The 24,255-nt window shown below is 66.2% G+C and carries 22 protein-coding genes; 10 read left to right on the plus strand and 12 right to left on the minus strand.

Features of this window, described 5'->3' with window-relative positions; translation table 11 throughout:
• Nucleotides 1-190 precede the first annotated feature (190 nt).
• Both gluQRS and trmFO read right to left on the minus strand, forming a co-directional pair.
• Nucleotides 191-1,012: a tRNA glutamyl-Q(34) synthetase GluQRS gene (gluQRS, locus tag ACSHZY_RS09370; RefSeq protein ID WP_435168433.1), complete on the minus strand. Its 822-nt coding sequence runs from the start codon at nt 1,010-1,012 to the stop codon at nt 191-193.
• Nucleotides 997-2,331, minus strand: coding sequence for a methylenetetrahydrofolate--tRNA-(uracil(54)-C(5))-methyltransferase (FADH(2)-oxidizing) TrmFO (trmFO, locus tag ACSHZY_RS09375; protein ID WP_435168435.1), 1,335 nt, complete (start codon nt 2,329-2,331; stop codon nt 997-999). Before trmFO ends, gluQRS begins: the two co-directional genes overlap by 16 nt.
• A 92-nt stretch (nt 2,332-2,423) precedes the next feature.
• Here trmFO and ACSHZY_RS09380 point away from each other — a divergent pair, with 92 nt between their 5' ends.
• Nucleotides 2,424-3,440, plus strand: coding sequence for an AI-2E family transporter (locus tag ACSHZY_RS09380; protein WP_435168437.1), 1,017 nt, complete (start codon nt 2,424-2,426; stop codon nt 3,438-3,440).
• Here the strand turns inward: ACSHZY_RS09380 and gyrA are convergent.
• Complete coding sequence (gene gyrA, locus ACSHZY_RS09385; protein WP_435168786.1) at nt 3,410-6,112, minus strand: DNA gyrase subunit A; 2,703 nt, start codon at nt 6,110-6,112, stop codon at nt 3,410-3,412. The two genes, ACSHZY_RS09380 and gyrA, sit on opposite strands and share 31 nt — an antisense overlap.
• Nucleotides 6,113-6,205: 93 nt before the next feature.
• Nucleotides 6,206-7,132 (minus strand): arginase, encoded by a 927-nt coding sequence (rocF, locus tag ACSHZY_RS09390; RefSeq protein ID WP_435168440.1) that lies wholly within the window; start codon nt 7,130-7,132, stop codon nt 6,206-6,208.
• A 106-nt stretch (nt 7,133-7,238) separates the two neighbouring features.
• Between rocF and ACSHZY_RS09395 the strand changes: the two genes are divergently transcribed.
• Nucleotides 7,239-9,212 (plus strand): heme lyase CcmF/NrfE family subunit, encoded by a 1,974-nt coding sequence (locus tag ACSHZY_RS09395; RefSeq protein WP_435168443.1) that lies wholly within the window; start codon nt 7,239-7,241, stop codon nt 9,210-9,212.
• Nucleotides 9,209-9,649 carry a cytochrome c-type biogenesis protein gene (locus ACSHZY_RS09400; RefSeq protein WP_435168446.1) on the plus strand — a complete coding sequence of 147 codons (441 nt, stop codon included), beginning with the start codon at nt 9,209-9,211 and terminating at the stop codon, nt 9,647-9,649. Before ACSHZY_RS09395 ends, ACSHZY_RS09400 begins: the two co-directional genes overlap by 4 nt.
• Here ACSHZY_RS09400 and ilvN read toward each other — a convergent pair.
• The 3 genes from ilvN to ACSHZY_RS09415 form a co-directional block, all read right to left on the minus strand.
• A complete protein-coding gene (ilvN, locus tag ACSHZY_RS09405) occupies nt 9,646-10,182 on the minus strand; it encodes an acetolactate synthase small subunit (RefSeq protein ID WP_435168449.1) in 537 nt (178 codons plus the stop codon). The two genes, ACSHZY_RS09400 and ilvN, sit on opposite strands and share 4 nt — an antisense overlap.
• 4 nt (nt 10,183-10,186) lie before the next feature.
• Nucleotides 10,187-11,938 (minus strand): acetolactate synthase 3 large subunit, encoded by a 1,752-nt coding sequence (locus tag ACSHZY_RS09410; protein ID WP_435168452.1) that lies wholly within the window; start codon nt 11,936-11,938, stop codon nt 10,187-10,189.
• A 218-nt stretch (nt 11,939-12,156) separates the two neighbouring features.
• Entirely contained in the window at nt 12,157-12,765 is a 609-nt protein-coding gene (locus ACSHZY_RS09415; protein ID WP_435168455.1) for a PAS domain-containing protein, read from the minus strand.
• A 213-nt stretch (nt 12,766-12,978) separates the two neighbouring features.
• On the opposite strand from ACSHZY_RS09415, the gene gmk reads away from it, so the two are divergent.
• Together gmk and ACSHZY_RS09425 are read left to right on the plus strand one after the other, a co-directional pair.
• Nucleotides 12,979-13,623 (plus strand): guanylate kinase, encoded by a 645-nt coding sequence (gmk, locus tag ACSHZY_RS09420; protein ID WP_435168457.1) that lies wholly within the window; start codon nt 12,979-12,981, stop codon nt 13,621-13,623.
• Nucleotides 13,620-14,144 carry a gamma carbonic anhydrase family protein gene (locus tag ACSHZY_RS09425; protein ID WP_435168459.1) on the plus strand — a complete coding sequence of 175 codons (525 nt, stop codon included), beginning with the start codon at nt 13,620-13,622 and terminating at the stop codon, nt 14,142-14,144. The genes gmk and ACSHZY_RS09425 overlap by 4 nt, the downstream gene beginning before the upstream one ends.
• Here ACSHZY_RS09425 and ACSHZY_RS09430 read toward each other — a convergent pair.
• Nucleotides 14,141-14,500, minus strand: a complete 360-nt coding sequence (locus tag ACSHZY_RS09430; RefSeq protein WP_435168461.1) for a hypothetical protein — start codon at nt 14,498-14,500, stop codon at nt 14,141-14,143. The two genes, ACSHZY_RS09425 and ACSHZY_RS09430, sit on opposite strands and share 4 nt — an antisense overlap.
• A 223-nt stretch (nt 14,501-14,723) precedes the next feature.
• On the opposite strand from ACSHZY_RS09430, the gene ACSHZY_RS09435 reads away from it, so the two are divergent.
• A complete protein-coding gene (locus tag ACSHZY_RS09435) occupies nt 14,724-15,773 on the plus strand; it encodes an ATP-binding protein (protein ID WP_435168464.1) in 1,050 nt (349 codons plus the stop codon).
• Here the strand turns inward: ACSHZY_RS09435 and ACSHZY_RS09440 are convergent.
• Together ACSHZY_RS09440 and mazG are read right to left on the minus strand one after the other, a co-directional pair.
• Nucleotides 15,770-16,711: a nucleoside hydrolase gene (locus ACSHZY_RS09440; protein ID WP_435168466.1), complete on the minus strand. Its 942-nt coding sequence runs from the start codon at nt 16,709-16,711 to the stop codon at nt 15,770-15,772. The two genes, ACSHZY_RS09435 and ACSHZY_RS09440, sit on opposite strands and share 4 nt — an antisense overlap.
• Before the next feature lie 74 nt (nt 16,712-16,785).
• Nucleotides 16,786-17,598, minus strand: a complete 813-nt coding sequence (mazG, locus tag ACSHZY_RS09445; RefSeq protein WP_435168468.1) for a nucleoside triphosphate pyrophosphohydrolase — start codon at nt 17,596-17,598, stop codon at nt 16,786-16,788.
• 61 nt (nt 17,599-17,659) lie between these two features.
• Here mazG and ACSHZY_RS09450 point away from each other — a divergent pair, with 61 nt between their 5' ends.
• The 4 genes from ACSHZY_RS09450 (at nt 17,660) to ACSHZY_RS09465 (ending at nt 21,717) form a co-directional block, all read left to right on the plus strand.
• Nucleotides 17,660-18,826 carry a M20 aminoacylase family protein gene (locus tag ACSHZY_RS09450; protein ID WP_435168470.1) on the plus strand — a complete coding sequence of 389 codons (1,167 nt, stop codon included), beginning with the start codon at nt 17,660-17,662 and terminating at the stop codon, nt 18,824-18,826.
• 81 nt (nt 18,827-18,907) lie between these two features.
• Complete coding sequence (locus ACSHZY_RS09455) at nt 18,908-20,125, plus strand: NAD-dependent epimerase/dehydratase family protein (protein WP_435168472.1); 1,218 nt, start codon at nt 18,908-18,910, stop codon at nt 20,123-20,125.
• The gene (locus tag ACSHZY_RS09460) at nt 20,126-20,932 is read left to right on the plus strand and encodes a glycosyltransferase (protein WP_435168474.1); all 807 of its coding nucleotides are present in this window, start codon (nt 20,126-20,128) and stop codon (nt 20,930-20,932) included.
• Entirely contained in the window at nt 20,929-21,717 is a 789-nt protein-coding gene (locus tag ACSHZY_RS09465) for an NAD-dependent epimerase/dehydratase family protein (RefSeq protein WP_435168476.1), read from the plus strand. The genes ACSHZY_RS09460 and ACSHZY_RS09465 overlap by 4 nt, the downstream gene beginning before the upstream one ends.
• On the opposite strand, the gene ACSHZY_RS09470 is transcribed toward ACSHZY_RS09465, so the two are convergent.
• Nucleotides 21,696-23,168, minus strand: coding sequence for a mannitol dehydrogenase family protein (locus ACSHZY_RS09470; protein ID WP_435168478.1), 1,473 nt, complete (start codon nt 23,166-23,168; stop codon nt 21,696-21,698). The two genes, ACSHZY_RS09465 and ACSHZY_RS09470, sit on opposite strands and share 22 nt — an antisense overlap.
• Before the next feature lie 84 nt (nt 23,169-23,252).
• Complete coding sequence (locus ACSHZY_RS09475) at nt 23,253-24,245, minus strand: ABC transporter ATP-binding protein (RefSeq protein WP_435168480.1); 993 nt, start codon at nt 24,243-24,245, stop codon at nt 23,253-23,255.
• Between the last annotated feature and the right edge of the window lie 10 nt (nt 24,246-24,255).

Genomic DNA, 24,255 nt, shown 5'->3' on the forward strand with positions numbered 1-24,255 from the left:
GGATCGTTTTCTGCTCCTCCTCACTCCCCAACTCCCGGCTCCGCTGCGCGAGCGGCGCCTGCGATCGCGGTATCGCTATATCGCTGCTCGGACAGACTGCGTGGTCGTGGCGCTGCCGTGACGAACGTCCCATAGGGCATCCTTCCATTCCAACGAAAGAATCGCACCATCAAACCGTGCGATCAGACACTTAGAGGCCGACCATCCGACGGATGTCGTCCGGGGTGGCGCCCTCGGCCCGGAAGGTCGCCAGCGCCCGCGCATCGTCGCGTTTTGCCAAGCGGCGGCCCTTTTCGTCGCGGATGAGACGGTGGTGGTGATAGGTGACGGGCGGCAGGTCCAGCAGGCGTGCCAGCAGGACGTGGATCGGGGTGGCGTCGAACAGGTCCACGCCACGCACGGCCTCCGTCACCCCCTGAAACGCATCGTCCACCACCACGGCCAGATGATAGGCCGCGCCCATGCCGCGCCGTGACAGGATCACGTCACCCACCTTGCGGATCATGTGATCGGCCGAAACGGCATGGCACCCCGCATGGACGCCCGTTTCCAGAAACGACAACGCCCCCGTCATCGCCTTGGCCATGTCCAGCCGGATCGCATCCTCCGGCCCCGCCTCCGCCATCGACCGGTGGCGGCAGGTGCCGGGATAGATCAGCCCGTCGGGCCCCAATGCGCCTTCCTGAGGGGCGTTCAGGGCCGCGCGGATGTCGGCCCGGGTGCAGCGGCAGGGATAGGTGAAGGGGGCCAGACGCTCCAGCGCCGCGTCATAGGCGGGCTGGCGGTCCGACTGGCGCAGCACGGGCAAGGGCCAGTCAAGGCCCAGCCAGTGCAGGTCGTCGAAGATTTGCGCTTCCCATTCGGGGCGCGCGCGGGAACGGTCCAGATCCTCGATCCGCAGCAGGGCGGTGCCGTTCTTCGCGCGGTCCCACACCGTCAGGGCGGAAAAGGCGTGCCCCAGATGCAGCGGCCCCGTCGGCGACGGGGCAAAGCGCGTTACTGGTCCAGCCACGCGGTGAACGCCTCTTTCGCGCGGTCGGTATAGGCCTTGTAGCGGTCCTTGCGGCCGCGCCGCCCGCCCTTGGCGTCGATGGGGGGGAACAGGCCGAAGTTCACGTTCATCGGCTGGAAGGTCTTGGCCTCCGCCCCGCCGGTGATATGGGTGATCAGCGCGCCCATGGCCGTGTGGGCGGGCGGGGGCGGAAGGTCGCGGCCCAGCAGCTCCGCCGCAGCCATGCGGCCCGCTAGAAGGCCCATTGCGGCGCTTTCGACATAGCCCTCCACCCCGGTGACCTGCCCGGCAAAGCGCAGGTTCGGCTGTTTGCGCAGCCGCATCCGGTCGTCCAGCAAGGTGGGGGAGTTCAGGAACGTGTTGCGGTGGATGCCGCCCAGCCGCGCGAACTTCGCGTCCCGAAGGCCGGGGATCATCCGGAACACCTCAGTCTGGGCGCCGTATTTCATCTTCGTCTGGAAGCCGACGATGTTGTACAGCGTGCCCAGCTTGTTATCGCGGCGCAGCTGCACCACGGCATAGGGCTTCACGTCCGGATCATGCGGGTTCGTCAGGCCGATGGGCTTCATGGGCCCGAAACGGGGCGTTTCGGGTCCGCGTTCGGCCATCACCTCGATCGGCAGGCAGCCGTCGAAATAGCCGGCGGTCTCGCCCTCGTGGAACTCCGCCTTCTCAGCCTCCAGCATGGCGGCGATGAAAGCCTCGTACCGCTCCTTCGTCATGGGGCAGTTGATGTAGGCGGTCCGCTCCTCTTCCGTCTCGCCCTTGTCATAGCGGGATTGGCGCCAGGCCACGGACATGTCGATGCTGTCGGCATAGACGATGGGCGCGATCGCGTCGAAGAAGGCGAGGCTTTCCGCCCCCGTCACCTTGCCGATCGCGCTGGCCAGCGCGGGGGAGGTCAGGGGGCCGGTCGCGAAGATCCAGGACCCTTCCGTCGGCAGTTCCGTCACTTCGGCATCGACGATGCGGATCAGGGGATGGGACCGCAAGGCGACGCTGACCGATTCCGCAAAGGCATCGCGGTCCACGGCCAGCGCCCCGCCGGCGGGCAGGCGGTGTTCGCCCGCCATCCGCATGATCAGCCCGTTCGCGGCCCGCATTTCCCAATGCAGAAGGCCCACCGCGTTCTGCTCGTCATCGTCCGACCGGAACGAGTTGGAGCAGACCATCTCGGCAAAGCTGCCGGTCCGGTGGGCGAAGGTTTCCACCTTGGGGCGCATCTCGTGCAGGACGACGGGCACGCCCAAGTTGGCGGCCTGCCATGCCGCTTCGGATCCGGCCATTCCGCCGCCGACGATGTGGAGTTCTTGTGTCATGCCCCCCTCATAATCCTGCACGCGGGATTCGGGAAGGTGGCGGCCGCGACGCCAAGCGCTATCCTGCGATCAAATCGAAAAGGGACGGGACGATGACACGACGCGGCTGGATTTCGGTGCTTCTGATCGCGGCAACGGTAATTGCGGTGGTGATCTTCGCTCCGCAGGTGCCGCTTCTGATCTTCGCAGGGGTTCTGGTGGCCGTATTCCTGCGCGGTGGCGGGGCGGGCATCGGGCGGATGACGGGTATCGGCGGCGGCTGGGGGCTCGTGGTCTTCATGCTGCTGTTGCTGGCGCTTATCGTGCTGTTCTTCACCAACGCCTCGCAGGCGCTGTTTCAGCAGTTCGCGCAGCTTCTGTCGCAACTGCCCACCGCCATCGACCGTCTGGAGCGGTTGGTGAACGACAATCCATGGATGCAGCAGGTCCGTCAGCGGATCGATTTGGAAAGCCTGATTCCCAGCGGCATGGGGGCGCTGGCAACCGTCTCCTCCACCGTGGGCATCTTGGGGAACATGTTCCTGGTGGCGTTCATCGGCATTTACTGCGCCATCTCTCCGGGGATCTATCGCCGCGGCGTCGTGGCCCTGATCGCGCCCGAGATGCGGCCCCGCGTTCAGGCCATGCTGCTGGATGCGGGATCCGCGCTGCGGTCCTGGCTGACGGCGCAGTTCGCGTCCATGGCGGTGATCGGGGTGCTGACCTTCATCGGCCTCAGCATCCTGGGCATTCCGCTGGCACTGATCCTGGCGGTGCTGGCCGGGATCGCCACCTTCGTGCCGAACATCGGGCCGGTGGTGGCGGCGGTTCCCGCCGTACTGCTGGGCCTGTCGCAGGGGCCGCACACCGTGGCCCTGATCGTGGGCCTTTACGTGATCGTGCAGGCTATCGAAAGCTATCTGGTCACCCCGCGCCTGCAGCAGGAACTGGTGTCGCTGCCGCCCGCGCTCACCATCTCGTTCCAGCTGATGCTGGGCTACCTGTTCGGCCTTCTGGGCTTCGCGTTGGCGACGCCCTTGCTGGCGGTGGTCATGACCCTCGCCAACAAGCATTACATCGCGGACTACCTGGAAGGGGCTCAGGCCCCCTCCACCTCGTCCTCGCCCTGATCGGCGATGCGGGCGACGGACACCACGAACTCGCCCGCGGCGGTGTTAAAGACGCGCACCCCCCCGGCCGAGCGGGAACGGAAGCTGATGCCTTCCACCGGCACGCGGATCGACTGGCCGGTCGAGGTGGCCAGCATGATCTGGTCGCCCATCTCCACCGGGAAGGAGGCGACGAGCGCGCCGCCTCGCATCCCGTTGTCGATGGCCCGCACGCCCATGCCGCCACGGCCTCGGATTGGATAGGCGTGGGAGGAGGACAGCTTGCCCGACCCCTGCGCCGTGATCGTCAGCAGCAGATCCTCGGCCGCCGACATCTCGGCATAGCGTTCGGGGGTCAGGTTGCCGGCGCCGGCTTCCTCCTCGTCCGTTTCCGTTTCGTCCACGTTGCCCATCACGGCGCGGCGCTGCTTCAGATAGGCGGCCCGTTCCTGCGGATCGGCCTCGAAGTGGCGCAGCACGGACATGGAGACGACGCGGTCCTCCTCACCCAGACGGATGCCGCGCACGCCGGTGGAATCGCGGCCCTTGAAGACGCGCACATCCGTGGTCGGGAAGCGGATCGCCCGGCCCGAGGCCGTGAACAGCATCACGTCGTCCTGCTCGCTCGTGACCCGGACGTTCACGAGGGTCACGCCTTCGGGCAGCTTCATCGCGATCTTGCCGTTGCGCATGACGTTGGTGAAGTCGGACAGCGCGTTGCGTCGCACGTCGCCTTCGCTGGTCGCGAAGACGAGTTGCAGGTTGTCCCATTCCTCCTCCGGCTCGTCGATCTTCAGAAGGGCCGCGATGGAGATGCCGGGCTGGATCGGCAGGATGTTGATCATCGCCTTGCCGCGCGCCTGACGGCTGGCCAAGGGCAGGCGCCAGGTCTTCAGCTTGTAGACCATCCCGTCGGTGGTGAAGAACAGAAGCTGCGTGTGGGTGTTGGCCACGAACAGCGTGGTCACCACGTCGTCTTCCTTGGTCGCCATGGACGACAGGCCCTTGCCGCCGCGGCGCTGGCTGCGGAATTCGGCCAGCGGCGTGCGCTTGATGTACCCGCCCGAGGTGATGGTCACGACCATGTCCTCGCGCTCGATCAGGTCCTCGTCCTCCATGTCGCCGGACCAGTCCATGATCTCGGTCCGGCGGGGTACGGCGAACAGCTCGCGCACCTCCCGCAGTTCGTCCGAGATGATGGCCATGATCCGGTCGCGGGAGCCGAGGATCTCCAGGTAGTCGCGGATCTTCGCGGCCAGTTCCTGCAACTCGTCCGTGATCTCGGCCACGCCCATCGCGGTCAGGCGCTGCAGGCGAAGTTCCAGGATGGCGCGGGCCTGCGCTTCGGACAGGTTGTAGGTCCCGTCGTCGTTCATCGTGTGGCTGGGATCGTCGATCAGGCGGATGTAGGGCGCGATCTCTCCGGCGGGCCAGCGGCGCGTCATCAGCTTCTCGCGCGCCTCGGCCGGGTCGGAGGAGCCGCGGATCGTGGCCACCACCTCGTCGACATTGGACACGGCCACGGCCAGACCGCACAGGATGTGGCTGCGCTCGCGGGCCTTGTTCAGCTCGAACGCGGTGCGGCGGGCGACCACCTCCTCGCGGAAGGTGATGAAGTGGGTCAGGAAGTCGCGCAGCATCAGCTGTTCGGGGCGGCCGCCGTTCAGCGCCAGCATGTTGCACCCGAACGAGGTCTGCATCGGCGTGAAGCGGAACAGCTGGTTCAGCACCACGTCCGGCGTCGCGTCGCGCTTCAGCTCGATCACGACGCGGACGCCGATGCGGTCCGATTCATCGGCCACGCCCGAGATGCCTTCGATCTTTTTTTCGCGCACCATCTCGGCGATCTTCTCGATCATCGCCGACTTGTTCACCTGATAGGGGATCTCGTCGATGACGATGGCGTAGCGGTCCTTGCGCACCTCCTCCACCCGGGTCTTGGACCGGATGATGACGCTGCCGCGCCCTTCCAGATAGGCCTTGCGCGCGCCCGACCGGCCCAGGATCAACCCGCCCGTGGGGAAGTCCGGCGCGGGGATGATCTCCATCAGCGCTTCGGTCGACATGTCGGGATTCTCGATCAGGGCCAGCGTGCCGTCGATCACTTCGCCCAGGTTGTGGGGCGGGATGTTCGTGGCCATGCCGACGGCGATGCCGCCCGCGCCATTGACCAGCATGTTGGGATAGCGCGCGGGCAGGACCGTGGGTTCGCGGTCCTTGCCGTCGTAGTTGTCCTGGAAATCGACCGTGTCCTTGTCGATGTCGGCCAGAAGGAAGGCCGCGGCCTTGTCCATCCGCACTTCGGTGTAGCGCATGGCGGCCGCGCTGTCGCCGTCCATGGACCCGAAGTTGCCCTGGCCGTCCAAGAGCTTCAGGCTCATGGAGAAGGGCTGCGCCATCCGCACCAGCGCGTCATAGATCGCGGAGTCGCCGTGGGGGTGGTATTTCCCCATCGTGTCGCCCACCGGACGGGCCGACTTGCGGTAGGGCTTGTCGTGGCCGTTCCCGGATTCGTTCATCGCGTGCAGGATGCGGCGATGGACGGGCTTCAGCCCGTCCCGCAGGTCCGGAATGGCGCGCGACACGATCACGCTCATCGCGTAATCCAGATAGGCCGTCCGCATCTCCTCGCTGATGGAGACCTGCGGCTGAACCGGGCCGCGGTCGGGGGTGTCGTCAGCGGTGTCTGGAATGTCGGGCGTATCGGTCACGTCTGCGCGCTTTCTGGTTTTTCCGTTGCGCCGACTATACCCTTCGGGGTCCGTCGGCACAATGCCGACGCGCCCTCAGAAGCTGCGGGTCGGCCGGTCGAAGACCTTGCGCCCCATCAGCGATCCCACCAGATCCACCATCATCTTCGCGGTCCGCCCGCGTTCGTCCAGAAAGGGATTCAGCTCCACCAGATCCAGCGAGGTGACGAGTGCGCTTTCGTGCAGCAACTCCATCACCAGATGCGCTTCGCGGAAGGTGGTGCCGCCGGGAACGGTGGTCCCGACCGCCGGCGCGATGGAGGGATCGAGGAAATCGACATCAAGCGAGACGTGCAGCATCCCGTTCGCCGCCCGCACCCGGTCCAGGAACCCGCGCAGGGGCGCCGCGATGCCGAATTCGTCCAGAACCCGCATGTCGTTGATCTCGATCTCGTGCTCCAGCAGGGCGGCGTGTTCCTCGGGGTCGACCGACCGGATGCCGAACAGGCAGATGTTCTGCGGCGGCAGGGGCGCGGGGAAGGGCGGGAACGCTTCGAACCCCTCGCGCCCGGCGATATAGGCGACGGGGGTGCCGTGCAGGTTGCCCGAGGTGGTGGTGCGCGGCGTGTGGAAGTCCGAATGCGCGTCCAGCCACAACAGGAACAGCGGGCGCCCCACCGCATGGGCATGCGCCGCGGCCCCCGCGACCGAGCCGAGCGCCAGCGAATGATCCCCGCCCATGACGATGGGGAAGCCGCCTTCGGACAGGGCGTTCTGGACCGTGGCCGACAGCGCCTCGGTCCAGCCCACGGTTTCGGCCAAGGCGTGCACGGCGGGGTTGTCCGACACCGCGTCGCGCAGGGCGGGCAGGGCCACGTCGCCATGGTCCTGCGTCGGGTGGCCCAGCGCGGTCAGCGTCGCATCAAGACCGGCCACGCGGTAGGCGGCCGGCCCCATCAGGCAGCCCGCGCGCCGCTGTCCGCTGTCGATGGGGGCGCCGATCAGGATGCAGGTCTGTGGCATGGGATTCCTTTCGATTTGGACTGAACTTAACGTCACCAGCGCCGGATGCTATTCAAAACCGGCCGAAATCGCCCTATGGTCCGCGCGCCGCAGCAGGGAGCGACGCATGATCACCGAACTTGGGCATTTCGCGCTGGTGCTGGCGCTTGGCGTGGCGCTGCTGCAATCGGTCCTGCCCCTGATCGGCGCGCAGAAGGGCTGGACGGGCTGGATGGCCGTGGCGGGGACGGCGGCCAAGGTCCAGCTTCTGCTGGTCGGTTTCGCCTTCACCGCGCTGATGCACGCGTTCGTCACCTCCGACTTTTCCCTGAAGCTGGTGGTGGAGAATTCGCACACGCTTAAGCCGCTTTTGTACAAGATTTCGGGCGTGTGGGGGAACCACGAAGGCTCGCTTCTGCTGTGGTCGCTGATCCTGGCGCTGTTCGGGGCGCTGGTGGCGTGGTTCGGGGGCAACCTGCCCGACCGGCTTCGGGCGCGGGTGCTGTCGGTGCAGGGGATGATCGGGGTGGCGTTTCTTCTGTTCATGCTGCTGACCTCCAACCCCTTCCTGCGGGTGGCGATGCCGCCCTTGAACGGGCAGGACCTGAACCCGCTGCTGCAAGACCCGGGCTTGGCGTTCCATCCGCCGTTCCTCTACCTCGGCTATGTGGGGATGAGCATGCCCTTCGCCTTCGCCGTCGCCGCCCTGATCGAGGGGCGGGTGGACGCCGCCTGGGGCCGCTGGGTCCGGCCGTGGACGCTGGCCGCCTGGCTGTTCCTGACGGTGGGCATCGGGCTGGGGTCGTGGTGGGCCTATTACGAACTGGGCTGGGGCGGCTTCTGGTTCTGGGACCCGGTGGAGAACGCGTCCTTCATGCCGTGGCTGATCGGGGCGGCGCTGCTGCATTCCGCCATCGTCGTGGAAAAGAGGGAGTCGCTGAAGGCCTGGACGATCCTGCTCGCGATCCTCGCCTTCGGCTTTTCGCTGATCGGGACGTTCTTGGTGCGGTCGGGAGTCATCACCTCGGTCCACGCTTTTGCCAACGATCCGGATCGCGGCGTGTTCATCCTGCTGATCCTGGGCCTGTTCATGGGTGGGGCGCTGACGCTGTTCGCGGCCCGCGCGGGGGCGATGGAATCAAAGGGCGTATTTTCCACCGTCAGCCGGGAGTCCGGGCTGGTGCTGAACAACCTGCTGCTGACCGTGTCCTGCTTCGTCGTCTTCATCGGCACGATCTGGCCCCTGATCGCGGAAATCCTGTGGGGCCGCACCCTTTCCGTTGGCGCGCCCTTCTTCAACGCGGCCTTCACCCCCTTCATGGTGCTGATCGCGCTAGCGCTGCCCATTGGCGGGCTGATCCCGTGGAAGCGCGGGCAGTTGCGCCGCGCGATGTGGACGATGCGGGGCGGCCTGGTTCTGGCACTGGCGCTGGGCGCGCTGGTCTGGGCGATGCAGAACGGCCGCAGCGCGCTGGGGCCGATCGGGGTCATGCTGGCCGTCTGGGTCGGCGCGGGCGTGATCGTGGACCTGTGGCTGCGGACGGGCCGCGGGCCCTTGGGCGACCGCATGGGCCGCCTGCGCCGCCTGCCGCGCGCCGACTGGGGCAAATCGCTGGGCCATGCAGGGTTTGCGATCACCGTCTTCGGCATCAGCGCCGTCATGTCCTGGCAGGCGGAAGATATCCGCGTGCTGCGCGAAGGCGAGGGCTACGACCTCGGCCCCTATCACGTCACGTTGGAGGGGGTGCGGGAGGGGCAGGGCTCCAACTACTACACCACCATCGCGGACATGCGGGTGGATCGGGATGGGCAGATGGTCACCCGGCTTCATCCCGAAAAACGCGTTTATCCCATTGCCGGGATGCCCACGACCGAAGCGGGCATCGACCATGGCCTGTTGCGCGACATCTATCTGGTGATCGGCGATCCGCAGGACGGGGGCGGCTATGCCGTGCGCGGCTACCTGAAGCCCTTCGCCAACTGGATCTGGGGCGGGGCGCTGATCATGGCGCTGGGCGGGATCGTCAGCCTGACCGACCGCCGCCACCGCGTGGCCGCCGGCGCGGCCCGCACCGCGCCGAAAGGGGTGCCCGCCGAATGATCCGCGCCCTGCTTCTGTCCTTGCTGCTGGCCGGACCGGCGCTCGCCGTCCAACCGGACGAAATGCTGTCCGACACGGGCCTGGAGGCGCGGGCCCGCGCGATCAGCCAGGGGCTGCGCTGCCCCGTCTGCCGGAACGAGAACATCGACGACAGCAACGCCGGCATCGCCCGCGACCTGCGCCTTCTGGTGCGCGAACGGCTGGTGGCCGGGGACACCGATCAGGAGGCGCTGGACTTCATCACGGGGCGGTACGGGGAATATGTGCTGCTGTCGCCGCCGGCGAAGGGGACGACGCTGATCCTCTGGGCGGCGGGGCCGCTCTTGCTTCTGGCGGGGGGCGGAATGGCTGTGGCCTTTCTGCGCCGCCGTCGTCCGGTGGTGGAGGATCTGACGGACGAGGAGCGCGCCCGTCTGGACGCGCTCCTGAAGGGTTAGACGCCGCGGGACAGGGCCGCGACGCCCGTCCGCGCGATTTCCCGCAATCCCAGCGGGCGCATCAGGTCCGCGAAGGCGTCGATCTTCTCGGCCGTGCCGGTCATCTCGAACACGAAACTTTCCAAGGTCGAATCCACCACGTTGGCGCGGAAGATCTCGGCCAGGCGCAGCGCCTCGATCCGCGCCTCGCCCTTGCCGGACACCTTGAACAGGGCCAGTTCGCGCTGCACGGACGGGCCTTCGACCGTCAGGTCGTGCACCTCGTGCACCGGGACCAGACGGCCCAGCTGCGCCTTGATCTGGTCGATCACGATGGCCGTGCCGGTGGTGACGACGGTGATGCGGGAACGGTGGCCTTCATGGTCCACCTCCGCCACGGTCAGGCTTTCGATGTTGTAGCCGCGGCCCGAAAACAGGCCGATGACGCGGGCGAGGACGCCGCTTTCGTTGTCCACCATCACGGCCAGCGTGTGGGTCTCGATGATCTCGCCGTTCGTGTCGCGCATGTGATAGGCGCTCTTGTTCATCGCCATCCCCTTACACCAGTGCCGCCCCGTGGGTTTCGATGATGCCCTGCGTTTCCGCCTCACCCATCAGCATCTCGTTATGCGCCTTGCCCGACGGGATCATGGGGAAGCAGTTCTCGTGCTTTTCCACCAGGCAGTCGAAGATGACGGGGCCGTCATAGCGCAGCATCTCCAGGATCGCGTCGTCCAGATCGGCGGGGTCCTTGCACTGGATGCCCTTGCAGCCGAAGGCCTCGGCCAGCTTCACGAAATCGGGCAGGGATTCCGACCAGCTGTGCGAATAACGCTCGCCATGGATCAACTCCTGCCATTGGCGGACCATGCCAAGGCGTTCGTTGTTCAGGATGAACTGCTTCACGGGCGCGCGGAACTGCATGGCCGTGCCCATTTCCTGCATGTTCATCAGCCACGACGCCTCTCCGGCCACGTTGATGACCAGCGCTTGCGGGTGCGCAATCTGCACGCCGATGGACGCGGGCAGGCCGTAGCCCATGGTGCCCAGACCGCCCGAGGTCATCCAGCGGTTCGGCGCCTCGAAGCCAAGGAACTGGGCCGCCCACATCTGGTGCTGGCCCACCTCGGTCGTGATGTAGCGGTCCATGCCCTTGGTCAGGGCCTCCAGCCGTTCCAGCGCGTATTGCGGCTTGATGGTGGAGGTGGAGGGCCGATAGCTCAGGCAGCGCTTGTTGCGCCATTCCTGCACCTGCGCATTCCAGGCCGCGATGGCCGGCGTGTTCAGCTTGCGGCCGCGTTCGGTCCAGACGCGCAGCACGGCGGCCAGCGTTTCGGTGATGTCGCCCACGATGCCCAGATCCACCCGCACGATCTTGTTGATCGAGGACGGGTCGATGTCCACGTGCACCTTCTTCGAATGGGGCGAGAAGTCGGCCAGACGGCCCGTCACCCGGTCGTCGAAGCGCGCGCCGATGTTCAGCATCAGGTCGCAGCCATGCATGGCCATGTTGGCCTCGTACAGCCCATGCATCCCCAGCATGCCGAGCCAGCCCTTGCCGCTGGCCGGATAGCAGCCCAGCCCCATAAGGGTGGAGGTGACGGGGATGTTCGCGGCGTCCGCAAACTCGCGCAGCAGGCGGGACGCTTCGGGCCCGGAGTTGATGACGCCGCCGCCGGTGTACAGGACGGGCCGTTCGGCCGTCTCGATCATCTCCACCATGCGGGTGACGGCGTCCATGTCGGGGGCGGTGCGGGGCTGGTAATGCGGCACGCGGATCGCGTCGGGGGCCACGTAGGTGCCTTCCGCGAACTGGATATCCTTCGGGATGTCGATCAGCACGGGGCCCGGACGGCCCTTGGTGGCGACGTGGAATCCTTCGTGGATGGTGGCGGCCAGCTTTTCCGTGTCCTTCACCAGCCAGTTGTGCTTGGTGCAGGGGCGGGTGATGCCCACGGTGTCGGCCTCCTGGAAGCCGTCGGTGCCGATCAGGAAGGTGGGCACCTGGCCCGACAGCACGACCAGCGGGATCGAATCCAGCAGCGCGTCCGTCAGGCCGGTCACGGCATTGGTCGCGCCGGGGCCGGAGGTCACCAGCACCACGCCCGGCTTGCCTGTCGAACGGGCATAGCCTTCGGCCATGTGGACGGCGCCCTGTTCGTGCCGGACAAGGATGTGGCGGATGTCGTTCTGCTGGAAGATCTCGTCATAGATCGGCAGCACGGCGCCGCCGGGATAGCCGAAGACGACCTCCACACCCTGATCCTTCAGGGCCTGCACCACCATTTTCGCACCGCTCATCCGTGTCATCGGAAACTCCGTATCATCGTCGGCCATAAAAAAGCCCCCGAAAGGGTCGGGGGCGCATGGGAACCGGTATGGCTGCCGTCACCGGCCCATGCGTGTCATTCCAAAGATAAGTACGATGGATGTCATCGCACCCCCCTCCTTCGTCATGAAGGTGGGATATAAGGCGCGATGGGCGGCGTCAATGCGTTAATTGTGCGAAGGAGGGCGTTTTCGCATCTTTATTCCTGCGATGCGTCGTCCCGCGATATTTTATGATCCGACGAATGCACCAGCCGCAGCGCGGGGCGGGGGCGTTCGAACGGTGTCGGGGCTTCGGCAAAGCCTGCCACAGGCGTGTCCACGTCGCCGACCCGCTCCGAAAGAACGCGGATGGGGCGGAAGCGGCGGGGAGGCCGGCCGACCAGCCCCTCCGTCTCGATGCAGCCAAGGGCCATGTCGACGCCGCGGAAGGTTTGCAGCGGCAGCAGGACGATCCGCGCGCCCAGCCGCGCATCGCCCGGCGTCATGCCGGCCAGTTCCAGATCCAGGATGGCGGGGCTGTGAAAGACGCGGTCCACCTGCGACACCAGGGATTCGCGCTCTCCGGGCTCGATCAGGGACAGGAAGGGCATGCCGCGCACGTCCATGCCCATGATCTCGGACAACAGGGCGCCCGTGTGTCGGAAGCGGACCACGGTCGGGGCTACATGTTCCAGCAGGAAGACGTTGGCCAGAAGGTCCGGCAGGGCGCGGGGGTCCACATCCGCGCGCTGCGGCAGGGCGCCGTCCTTGCGAAGGCCCTCCCAATAGGCGCGCACGCGCGTGATGCTTTTGTGGCGAACTGTCATCCGACCTTTCGGCACCATCCTTAACAAGAAATCAACCATGAACCTGCAACCCTCAACCGGTCGCACAGGCAAGAACACGCCCGCACACATACACTCACCGGGGCTAACTAGCATCCTTCGCGGCCGGCTGCCGGAAAAGATGAACAAATGGTTAAAAGGCACCGCGCTTGACCTTCGCGCCACATGGGGCCAGATGCCGCTGACGGCACCAGAATGGACATCACGATGCGGCGCGGACTTCTCCTGATCCTTTCCTCCCCCTCGGGCGCGGGGAAATCGACGCTGTCGAAACGGCTGATGGCCTGGGATCCGACGATCCGGTTCTCCGTCTCGGCGACCACCCGCGCCCCGCGCGCGGGCGAGGTGCATGGCCGCGACTACTTCTTCCGCACGCGGGAGGAGTTCCAGTCCATGGTGGCCGAAGGCCAGATGCTGGAACATGCCGAGGTGTTCGGCAACTTCTATGGCAGCCCGCGCGGGCCGGTCGAACAGGCGATGTCCGACGGGCGCGACACGCTGTTCGACGTGGACTGGCAGGGCGGCCAGCAGATCCGCAACTCCGCCCTCGGGCGGGACGTGGTGTCGGTCTTCATCCTTCCCCCGTCGATCGCGGAGCTGGAGCGTCGCCTGCGCGGACGCGGCCAGGACAGCGACGAGGTGATCGCCCACCGGATGGCGAAATCCCGTGACGAGATCAGCCACTGGGCCGAATACGACTATGTGCTGATCAATCACGATCTGGAACGCGCCGAAGAGGAATTGCGCACTATCGTCATGGCCGAGCGGTTGCGCCGCGACCGCCAGCCGGCGCTGACCGGCCTTGTGCGCGACATGAACGGGGAGTTCGAGAGCCGATGATCTATGCATTGGACGACACGGCCCCAAGCCTGCCGGCGTCGGGCGACCTTTGGATCGCGCCGGGCGCGCATGTGGTCGGAAAGGTGTCGCTTGCCGAAGGGGTGGGCATCTGGTTCGGCGCCGTGCTGCGCGGCGACAACGAACTTCTCCGCGTCGGCGCGGGATCGAACATCCAGGAAAACGCCGTGCTGCACGCCGACTGGGGCTTTCCGCTGACGGTCGGTGCCGATTGCACCATCGGCCATCGCGCCATGCTGCATGGCTGCACCATCGGGGACGGGACCCTGGTCGGCATGGGCGCCACGGTCATGAACGGCGCCCGCATCGGGCCGGGCTGCCTGATCGGGGCGAACGCGCTGATCACCGAAGGGAAGGAGATTCCGGACGGGATGCTGGTGATGGGATCGCCCGCCCGCGTCGTCCGCCCGCTGGAGCCGGAGGAGATCGAGCGTCTGCGGCTGTCCGCCCGCAACTATGTCGCCAACATGCGGCGGTTCCGCGAAGGCCTGATCCCGACCTAGAGCGTGAGGAGCTCCACCTCCAGCCCCTCCGCATGGGATTGTAGTTCGCGTTCCACCATGCTCCGGTTGGGCAAGGCCGCGCTCAGCACGCCGACGCGAAGGGTCAGCCCGGTCTCGCCCAGCCGGTGCAGCACGTCCAGCGCGTCGAAGCCCGTGGCGAACAGCGGGCACAGCACCAGATCGGGATGCACCCGTTCAATCAGGGACGGGCTGATGTCCCGGAATCGCGCCATCACGATGGAAGGGCGCGTGGTCCACCGGTCCAGATATCGCAATGCGTCCGGCGTTTCGATGATCAGGCAGGTTTTCTGCGTGCCGGCAAAAGGCTGCCTGGTCCCTGGGACGAGCGAACGCATGTTCTCCTCCGTTGCGTCGCCTACACTTTCAGGTTGCGATCCGGCGATAAAGGACCTGCGCAACCATCGACACCTCCACGTTGCATACTCGCTCTGTCACGATCTCTTTACCAATCCTAAGGCAAAGGCTGTATCTGGCCACAGTACGTGCCAAATTTTATCTTTGCGCAATGCGTCTTTTGACCGGGCCCGATTTTGCATGGTCCACAAGGGTGGGGAAGAAATGGATATTCTCGTGTCTGCCGAAGGTCGTCTTCTGGGCAGCCTGATCGACGGAATCCCCGCGCCGGCGCTGATCATCGCGCGGGACGAACGGATTTCCTTCGCGAACGCGACCGCGCTGACCCTGTTCGGCGGGGGCATCATCGGTCGTCACTACATCATCGCGATGCGGCAACCGGGCCTTCTTGACGCCATCGAGGGCACCCTGCGGCACAAGCAAAAGGCGAGCACGCGTTACATCATCGCAGGCCCCTCGCGGGAAAACGCCTTCCAGGTGACGGTGTCCCCCGTGGAAGGCGACCGCGCCCTGTGCGTGTTCGAGGATGTGACCGAACAGGAACAGGTCAGCGCCATCCGCCGCGATTTCGTGGCCAATGTCAGCCATGAATTGCGCACGCCCCTGACCTCGTTGCTGGGCTTCATCGAAACGTTGCAGGGGGCGGCCAAGGACGACGCCGCCGCGCGGGACCGTTTTCTGGGCATCATGTCGCGCGAGGCGGAGCGGATGAACCGCCTTGTCCGTGACCTTTTGTCGCTGAGCCGGGTGGAAAGCGAGGAGCGGATGCGCCCCACGACGCCGGTCGACATGGTGGCGTTGGTGGCCGTGGCGGTGACCGCGCTGCGGCCCGTCGCGGCCTCCAAGGGGGTGCGGCTGGTGCAGGGGGGGCATCCCGGTCCGCTGCCCGTGCCCGCCGACGCCGACCAGATGACGCAGGTCTTCCAGAACCTGATCGAGAATGCGATGAAATACGGCGCTTCGGGCGGGGTGGTCGACATCGTCGTGGAACGCGACGACAGCGACGCGCTGCGCCTTGGCCCCGCCGTGGTGATCCGCGTGATCGACAAGGGCGACGGGATCGACCCCATCCACATCCCGCGCCTGACCGAACGCTTCTACCGCGTGGACGACCACCGCTCGCGAGAGATGGGGGGGACGGGGCTGGGTCTGGCCATCGTGAAGCACATCATCAACCGCCATCGCGGCCGGTTCCGGATCGAAAGCGCCAAGGGGCAGGGCAGCACGTTTTCCGTCTTCCTGCCGATCGCCTAAAGCCGGGCGATCCGTTCGCTCAGGACGGCAAAGACGCCGTTCGGATCCACATCCGACAGGAACAGGGCGTTCGGGGGGCGCATCGTCATGCCCCACCAGTCGACCACGCTGGCGCCGCGGGTCAGGTCGCTTTCGGTTTCCACCTCGATGTTCACGTGGCGGCCGGTGAACAGGAAGGGGCGCAGCAGGAACGCGATCACGCAGGGCGCATGCAGCGGCATGCCGGGCGCGCCGAAGGTTTCGGCGTAAAGCCGCACCAGCACGTCCGCCCAGGCCGCGGCGGCGCGGGCGGGCTCGGTCCCGATCTCGCGCAGTTCGGCCAGCCGTTCGGGGCCGGCGATGACCTTGTGGGCCACGTCCAGTGGCACGACCGTGCAGGCGATGCCCGCCTGAAGGACGATCCGCGCAGCGTCCGGGTCCAGCCAGACATTCGCCTCGGCCATAGGGGTGATGTCGCCCAGCTCGTAATGGCTGCCGCCCATCATCACGATTTCCTGGATACGGGGCCCTAGATCGGGCGCCCGTTCCAGAAGGGTGGCGATGTTGGTCAGCGGGGCGAAGCAGCACAGCGTGATGCTCCGCTCCGGCGCCTCGCGCAGGGTGCGCAGCAGGAAGTCGACGGCGTGTTCGTCCCGCAGGTTCGTCAGCGGCGCGCTTGCGTCGAAGCCGTCCAGCCCCACGTCCACCTCGGGGCGCTGAAGGCCCGCCACGGGGCGCCGCAGCGGCCGGTCGCACCCGCGATAGACCGGAACATCCGGACGTCCGGAGATGTCGCAGATGCGCTGGGTGTTGTGGACCACCGCGTCCATCGGAACGCGGGAGGCGACCAGCGTGATCCCCAGGATGTCCAGTTCCGCGGGGCTGGCAAGCGCGGTCAGCAAGCCGATCGCATCATCTTGCCCGGGTGCCGTGTCGATGATGATCTTCCGTGGTGTCATGAGCAATTGTCCAAGACCTGAGCATCATCAAAAGGAAAAGGACTCGTTAAGTCTACGTTAATTTAGTTTCCAATTTATGGGCTCGGCCAAGGTCTGCTTACTCGTTCCACCTGCTTGGCTTCCGTCCAAAGCGCGTCCATCTCCTCAAGTGTGCTGTCGGTCGGGGTTTTTCCCTGTTCGGCGAGCCGGTCCTCGATATGGCGGAAGCGGCGGGTGAACTTTTCGTTCGTGGCGCGCAGGGCGGCTTCGGGATCCACGTTCAGGTGACGGGCGAGGTTCGCCATCACGAACAGCAGGTCGCCGAACTCGGCCTCCACCTCCTCGGGGCCAAGATGGTCGCGGGCCTCGACCAGTTCGGCCATCTCCTCGGCCATCTTGTCCAGCACCTGATCGGTGGAGGGCCAGTCGAAGCCCACGCGCGCCGCGCGCTTCTGAAGCTTCACCGCGCGCGTCATGGCGGGAAGGCCCAGCGCCACGCCGTCCAGAACCCGCGTTTCCGCCCGCTCGGCCCGCTCCTGCGCCTTGCGCGCTTCCCATGCCCGGTTCTGGTCGGCGGTGCTGCGCGGGCCATCGGTGCCAAAGACATGGGGGTGGCGGGCGATCATCTTGTCCGCGATCGACCGCGCGACATCGGCAAAATCGAACCGGCCCGCTTCCTCGGCCATGCGGGCGTGGAACACGGTTTGCAGCAGAAGATCGCCCAGTTCCCCCGGCAGTTCGTCCCACGCCTCGCGCTCGATCGCGTCGGCCACCTCGTAGGCTTCCTCGATCGTGTAGGGGGCGATCGTGGCGAAGGTCTGCTCCAGATCCCAAGGGCAGCCGGTTTCGGGGTGGCGAAGGGCCGCCATGACATCCAGCAGGCGACGCAGTTCGCTTTCGGCACGCATTGCACACTCCGTGATTTTCCGCTTCAAGACTGGCTACGCCGCCCCCTTGAAGGAGTCCACCATGCCCGTTCCCAACAGCATCCAGGCGCTGACCGAGGATATGAAGGCCTGGCGCCACTATCTTCACGCGAATCCCGAACTGGATCTGGAATGCTTCGGCACGTCGGCCTTCATCGCCGACAAGTTGGCCGCCTTCGGCGTGGACGAGGTGCATGAAGGGATCGCGCGCACCGGGATCGTCGCGATCATCCGGGGCAGCGCGCCGGGGCCGACCATCGGGTTGCGCGCCGACATGGACGCCCTTCCCATGGAAGAAACGACGGGCGTCGATCACGCCTCGGTCGTGCCTGGCAAGATGCACGCCTGCGGGCATGACGGGCATGTGTCGATGCTGCTGGGCGCGGCGAAACATCTGGCGGAAACCCGCAACTTCGCGGGCCGCGTCGCCCTGATCTTCCAGCCCGGAGAGGAGGGGGCCGGCGGCGCCCGCCTGATGATCGAGGAAGGGCTGATGGAGCGCTTCGGAATCGAACGTGTGTTCGCCATGCACAACTGGCCCAACCGCGAAAAGGGCATGTTCTTCGTGCGCCCGGGGCCGATCATGGCCTCGGTCGACACGGCGACGGTCACGCTGCGGGGCGTGGGCGGGCACGGGGCCATGCCGCACACGACGGTGGACCCGGTCATCGCCATGGCATCCTTGGTGCAAGCGCTGCAGACGGTGGTCGCGCGCAACGTCCCGGCGCTGGAACAGGTGGTCGTCTCCGTCACCCAGATCCACGCGGGCAGCGCGTCGAACATCATCCCGTCCGAGGCGTGGATGACCGCGACGATCCGCGCCTTCACCCCCGAAATGCGCAAGCTGGCCGAAGATCGCATCCGCGCCATCGTCGCCGGACAGGCCGCGAGCTTCGGGGTGGAGGCGGTGCTGGACTACGACCTCGGCTATCCGCCCACGATCAACGACGCCGATGAAGCGGCCTTCGTCGCCCGTGTCGCGGCCGAAGTCGCGCCCGTGGACGCCGACACCACAAGCGAGATGGGGGCCGAGGATTTCGCCTACATGCTGAACGCGCGGCCGGGCGCCTACCTGTTCCTTGGTGCCGGTCCGGGGGCGGGGCTGCACAACGCCGGCTATGATTTCAACGACGACATCGCGCCCGTGGGGGCCGCGTTCTTCGTGCGCGCCGTTGAAATGGCGCTGCCCCTGAATGTGACGGCGTCGTGATATCTTCATTCGACTTTGAAGCGGCGCTGTCATAATTTGCTGCAAAGCGGTTTTCGGACCGCCACCTGGGAGGGATCTGTCTTGCGTATTGCTGTTCTTGGCGGTGACGGTTTTGTGGGCTGGCCCACGTCGCTGCACCTGTCGAACCTTGGCCACGAGGTTCACATCGTGGACAACCTGTCCCGCCGCTGGATCGACACCGAACTGGGCGTCCAGTCCCTGACCCCGATGGATTCCATTCAGGAACGCTGCCGCATCTGGCATCAGGAAACGGGTCACCGCATCCAGTTCCACCTGCTGAACCTTGCGACCGAATACGATCGCCTGAAGGGCTGGCTGCTGGACGTGAAGCCGGACGCCGTGATCCACTTTGCCGAACAGCGGGCCGCGCCCTATTCGATGAAGACCGACCGTCACAAGGTCTACACCGTCAACAACAACGTCAACGCCACGCACAACCTGCTGGCGGCGCTGGTGGAAACGGGCATCGACGCGCACCTGATCCACTTGGGGACGATGGGCGTCTACGGCTATTCGTCGGTCGGCGCGCCGATCCCCGAAGGCTATCTGGACGTGGAGATCGACACGCCCACCGGCAAGAAGGGTCAGCAGATCCTGTATCCGACGAAGCCGGGCTCGGTCTATCACATGACCAAATCGCTGGATCAGATCCTGTTCCAGTTCTATGCCCAGAACGACGGGCTGCGGATCACGGACCTGCATCAGGGCATCGTCTGGGGCACCCACACCGACCAGACGCGCCGCCACGAACAGCTGATCAACCGCTTCGACTATGACGGCGATTACGGCACCGTGCTGAACCGCTTCCTGATCCAGGCGGCCATCGGCTATCCGCTGACGGTGCATGGTACGGGCGGGCAGACGCGGGCCTTCATCCACGTGCAGGATTCCGTCCGTTGCGTGGAACTGGCACTGGGCGACGCGCCGAAGGCCGGCGAACGCGTGAAGATCTTCAACCAGATGACCGAAACGCACCGCGTGCGCGATCTGGCCGAACTGGTGGCGAAACTGACGGGCGCGCAGATCGCGAACCTGCCCAACCCGCGGAAAGAGGCGCCGGAGAACGACCTGATCGTGAACAACGAACAGTTCCTGGCGCTGGGCCTGAAGCCGATCACGCTGGCCGAGGGCCTGCTGGCCGAGGTTGTGGATGTGGCAAAGAAATACGCCCACCGCATCGACCGCACCCGCGTTCCGGCCGTGTCCGCCTGGACCAAGGACATCGCCCGGGTGGTGGAGCATGACCCCGAGGGCAAGCGTCTGCGCTCCGTTTCCTGAATGGACGGCCTTTACCCCGACCGGCCCGCGACAAGTTCGCGGGCCTTTGTCACGCTGGTGACCAATGCCGATTATGCGCTGGGTGCCAAGGCGCTGATCCATTCGATCCAGGCCACGGGCACTGCGGCCGACATCGTGGTGCTGCACACCGATGTGGCCGAGGCGCAGGGTCTGGACGCCCGTCTTGTGCGCTGCGACCTGCTTCCCACCTCGGACGCGTTCAACCTGGCCCACGCCCGCGACGCGCTGCACGCGCGGGCGGCCTTCACCAAGGGCGGCAAGCCCCCGTTCCATACGCCGCTGGACAACTTCGCCAAGCTGCGCCTGTGGCAGCTGGATTACGACCGCGTGGTGTTTCTGGACGCCGACACGCTCGTGCTGCGGAACGTGGACAAGCTGTTCGACTATCCCGAATTCTGCGCCGCACCGAACGTGTATGAAAGCGTGGCGGACTTCCATCGCATGAATTCGGGCGTGTTCACGGCCCGTCCTTCGGCCGCGACCTTTGCCGGCATGCTGGCGAAGCTGGACGTGCCGGGCGCCTTCTGGCGGCGCACGGACCAGACCTTCCTTGAGTCGTATTTTCCCGACTGGCACGGCCTGCCAGTGTTCTGCAACATGCTGCAATACGTCTGGTTCGCCATGCCGGAGCTGTGGAGCTGGGACGACATCCGCATCCTGCATTTCCAGTACGAAAAGCCGTGGCAGGACCATGACAAGGCCGACAAGCTGCGCCCGCTGATCGAACTGTGGCAGGCCTATGCACGCGGAGAAGTGCCGGATTTGTCGAAGATGCCGGCGCCATGAGGGTGGCCGTCACCGGTGCGTCCGGTTTGGTCGGGCGCTTTGTCGTGCAGGGTCTGCGGGCGGCGGGGCAGCATGTGATCGTGCTTGGCACCGGCGGCCTGCCCTGGCGCCTGGGAGAGGTGGCGGAGGTGGAGGCCGATGTTCTGATCCACTGCGCCTTCGCCCATGTCGCCGGTCGTTACCGGGGCGGCGAGGGCGACGATCCTGATGGCTTCCGGCGGGCCAACCTCGACGGCTCCGTCCGGTTGCTGCGCGGATTTTCCGGGCGCACGATCTTCTTGTCCACCCGCGCGGTCTATGGCGACCATCCCCCCGGCACCCCACTGACCGAGGATCTGGAGCTTCGTCCCGACACCCTTTACGGCGAGGTGAAGGCCGCGGCCGAGGCGGAGGCGACCGTCAGCCTGCGCGCCACCGGCGTCTATGGTCCGGGCGCGGATCACAAGTGGCAGGGGCTGTTCACCGATTTCCTGGCCGGTCGACCCATCGCCCCCCGCGTCGCGACCGAGGTGCATGGCGCGGATCTGGCGGCGGCGGTGATGACGGTGCTGCTGCGCGGGCAGGGCGCGTTCAACGTGTCCGATCTGGTGCTGGACCGGCGCGACCTGCTGGCCGAGGTGGCGATCCAGACGGGCTGCGTGCATCCCTTGCCCGATCGTGCGGATCGGGATGCGGTCAGCGTGATGGATTGCGGGAAGTTGCGGGCCCTAGGCTGGATGCCGGGCGGATGGGGAAGGCTGATCGCCAGCCTTCCCGCCATGATTCAGAGCGTGCCGTCCAGATAACGCCCGATGACGGCGACGCTGCCTTCGGCCCAGACCGCGCGCAGCAGTTCGTCGAAGCGTGCCGCGACGGCCGCGTTTTCGCCCAGATCACCGTAGACCTCGCGCATTGCCAGCCACGCTGCGGGGTTCGTTTTCGCCTCGGCCGCGACCAGCGTCAGCTTTTCCCAGTTCGGGTCGTTCGGCGCGATCTCGGCACCCGTCTCGCTGGTGCCGAAGCAATAGCGGCACCACAGGGCCGACAGCAGGATCAGGCCCGTCGCGTCATTGCCCTTGGCCACCACGTCGCGGATTGACGGCACGATGAACTTCGGCTGACGGTTCGACCCGTCCAGGCACAGCCGCCGCACCGTGTCCGCGACTGAGGGGTTGGAGCAGCGGTCGAGGATCAGTTGCTTGTAGACGTTCAGGTCCGTGTCCGGCACCGAGGGCACGATCGGCAGGATCTCGTCCGTTTCGACCTTGTCGAGGAAGGCGCGGATCTGGTCGTCCTCCATCGCCTCGTGCACGAAGTGGATGTCCTTCAGCCCGCCGGGATAGGCGATGATCGCGTGGCCGCCGTTCAGGATGCGGATCTTCATCGTTTCGTACGCGTCGACGGCGTCGGTGAAGGTCACGCCCACCTTTTCCAGCTGCGGGCGGCCGGCGGGAAAGTTGTCTTCCACCACCCACTGGCGGAACGGCTCGCAGGTGACGGGGGCCGCATCCTCGATCCCCAGATCGCGGACCATCTTCAGCTCGCGCGGGCCGGTGGCGGGGGTGATGCGGTCCACCATCGAATTCGGGAAGGCGACGTTGGCCTTGATCCACTGGGCCAGATCCGCGTCGAACAGCTGGCACAGGCCCACGACGGCGTCACGGGTGACCTTGCCGTTGTGCGGGACGTTGTCGCAGCACATGACGGTGAAGGGCTGCACACCGGCCGCGCGGCGCGCCTTCAGGGCCGCGATGATCGCGCCGAAGGCGGTTTCGGGCGTGTCCGGATTGGCCGCATCGCGCTGGATCGCGGGATGTTCGGGGCTGAAGGTGTTGGTCTTCGGGTCGATGAAATACCCGCCCTCGGTCACCGTCAGCGACACGATGCGGATCGCCGGATCGGCCATGGCGGCGATCAGCGGCGCGTTGGTCGGATCGACCGGAACGAAGCCAGGCATCGCGCCGATGACGCGGCTGTTGGTCTGCCCCGGCTCCAGTTCCGTGACCGAGGACAGATAGTCCTGTTCAGCCAGAAGAAGACGCATCTTCTCGTCCCCCTCGCGCACGCCGGCGCCCAGGATGGCCCAGTCATGGTCCAGCCCCATGCCGAACAGGTCGTCCAGATAGACGGCCATGTGCGCGCGGTGGAAGTTGCCGGTGCCGATATGCACGATCCCCGGCGTCAGCGCCATGCGGTCATAGGCCGGAACCTTGATGTCCGCGGGCAGGGAGGAAAGGTTGGCTTCGTTCAGTTTCATGTCGGATTATCCAGTGGCCGTCAGGGGCGGCGTTCTGCGAAGATGTCCTGCCGTCGCAAGGGGCGCCGGCAGGAAAGGGGCCGCTCAGATCGCGTTGCCCGCCTGGTCGAAGCGGTGGATCTGGCTGGGGTCCGGCGTCAGCCAGACGGTGTCGCCGTGATGCACGCCCACCTCGCCGCCCGCGCGGACGTTGATGAGGCCGAGATCCGTTTCGACATGCAGGAACGTGTCGGAGCCGAGATGTTCCGACACCGTGACCCGGCCCTGCCAGGCGCCGCTGAGACCGACGGAGATATGCTCCGGCCGGACACCGATTTCATGGGCGCCGTATTTCGCCGCCTCGGCGCCGACGATGAAGTTCATCTTAGGGCTGCCGATAAAGCCTGCGACGAAGCGGTTCTTCGGGCTGCGATAGAGGTCGAGCGGCGAGCCAACCTGTTCGATCCGGCCCGCGTTCAGCACGACGATCTTGTCGGCCATGGTCATCGCTTCGACCTGGTCATGCGTCACGTAGACCATCGTGGTCTTCAGCGTGTTGTGCAGCTCCGAAATCTCAAGCCGCATGTTCACGCGCAGGGCGGCGTCCAGGTTCGACAGCGGTTCGTCGAACAGGAAGGCCTTGGGGCTGCGGACGATGGCGCGGCCGATGGCCACGCGCTGGCGCTGACCGCCCGAAAGCTGGCCCGGACGACGGTCGATGTAGCTGGCAAGGTTCAGCACCTTGGCCGCGTGATCGACCTTGGCGTCAATTTCGGCCTTGCTCATCTTCGCCATCTTCAGCGGGAAGGCGATGTTCTTGCGGACCGACATGTGCGGATACAGCGCGTAGCTTTGGAACACCATCGCAAGGCCGCGCTGCGCCGGGCGTTCGGCCGTGGCGTCGCGCCCGTCGATGTTGATGGTCCCGCCCGACACATCCTCCAGCCCCGCGATCAGGCGCAGGAGGGTGGACTTGCCGCAGCCCGAAGGCCCGACGAAGACGACGAATTCACCATCGTTGATCTGAAGGTCCAGCGGCGGAATGACCTCGGCGTCGCCAAAGCGCTTCGTGACGCCCTTGAGTTCGATCTGACCCATGTTCTTTTCC

Origin of the sequence: Falsirhodobacter sp. 1013 (genome assembly GCF_051195255.1) — a bacterium.
GTDB lineage: Bacteria > Pseudomonadota > Alphaproteobacteria > Rhodobacterales > Rhodobacteraceae > Falsirhodobacter.

Bases quoted from the DNA above. Each gene is read 5' to 3' on its own strand.
- ilvN (WP_435168449.1), bottom strand. From the start codon at position 10,182: ATGGCGATGAACAAGAGCGCCTATCACATGCGCGACACGAACGGCGAG.
- trmFO (WP_435168435.1), bottom strand. From the start codon at position 2,331: ATGACACAAGAACTCCACATCGTCGGCGGCGGAATGGCCGGATCCGAA.
- ACSHZY_RS09400 (WP_435168446.1), top strand. From the start codon at position 9,209: ATGATCCGCGCCCTGCTTCTGTCCTTGCTGCTGGCCGGACCGGCGCTC.
- ACSHZY_RS09415 (WP_435168455.1), bottom strand. From the start codon at position 12,765: ATGACAGTTCGCCACAAAAGCATCACGCGCGTGCGCGCCTATTGGGAG.
- ACSHZY_RS09380 (WP_435168437.1), top strand. From the start codon at position 2,424: ATGACACGACGCGGCTGGATTTCGGTGCTTCTGATCGCGGCAACGGTA.
- ACSHZY_RS09465 (WP_435168476.1), top strand. From the start codon at position 20,929: ATGAGGGTGGCCGTCACCGGTGCGTCCGGTTTGGTCGGGCGCTTTGTC.
- ACSHZY_RS09430 (WP_435168461.1), bottom strand. From the start codon at position 14,500: ATGCGTTCGCTCGTCCCAGGGACCAGGCAGCCTTTTGCCGGCACGCAG.
- ACSHZY_RS09425 (WP_435168459.1), top strand. From the start codon at position 13,620: ATGATCTATGCATTGGACGACACGGCCCCAAGCCTGCCGGCGTCGGGC.
- ACSHZY_RS09395 (WP_435168443.1), top strand. From the start codon at position 7,239: ATGATCACCGAACTTGGGCATTTCGCGCTGGTGCTGGCGCTTGGCGTG.
- ACSHZY_RS09410 (WP_435168452.1), bottom strand. From the start codon at position 11,938: ATGACACGGATGAGCGGTGCGAAAATGGTGGTGCAGGCCCTGAAGGAT.
- gmk (WP_435168457.1), top strand. From the start codon at position 12,979: ATGGACATCACGATGCGGCGCGGACTTCTCCTGATCCTTTCCTCCCCC.
- rocF (WP_435168440.1), bottom strand. From the start codon at position 7,132: ATGCCACAGACCTGCATCCTGATCGGCGCCCCCATCGACAGCGGACAG.
- mazG (WP_435168468.1), bottom strand. From the start codon at position 17,598: ATGCGTGCCGAAAGCGAACTGCGTCGCCTGCTGGATGTCATGGCGGCC.
- ACSHZY_RS09440 (WP_435168466.1), bottom strand. From the start codon at position 16,711: ATGACACCACGGAAGATCATCATCGACACGGCACCCGGGCAAGATGAT.
- ACSHZY_RS09475 (WP_435168480.1), bottom strand. From the start codon at position 24,245: ATGGGTCAGATCGAACTCAAGGGCGTCACGAAGCGCTTTGGCGACGCC.
- ACSHZY_RS09435 (WP_435168464.1), top strand. From the start codon at position 14,724: ATGGATATTCTCGTGTCTGCCGAAGGTCGTCTTCTGGGCAGCCTGATC.
- ACSHZY_RS09470 (WP_435168478.1), bottom strand. From the start codon at position 23,168: ATGAAACTGAACGAAGCCAACCTTTCCTCCCTGCCCGCGGACATCAAG.
- ACSHZY_RS09460 (WP_435168474.1), top strand. From the start codon at position 20,126: ATGGACGGCCTTTACCCCGACCGGCCCGCGACAAGTTCGCGGGCCTTT.
- ACSHZY_RS09450 (WP_435168470.1), top strand. From the start codon at position 17,660: ATGCCCGTTCCCAACAGCATCCAGGCGCTGACCGAGGATATGAAGGCC.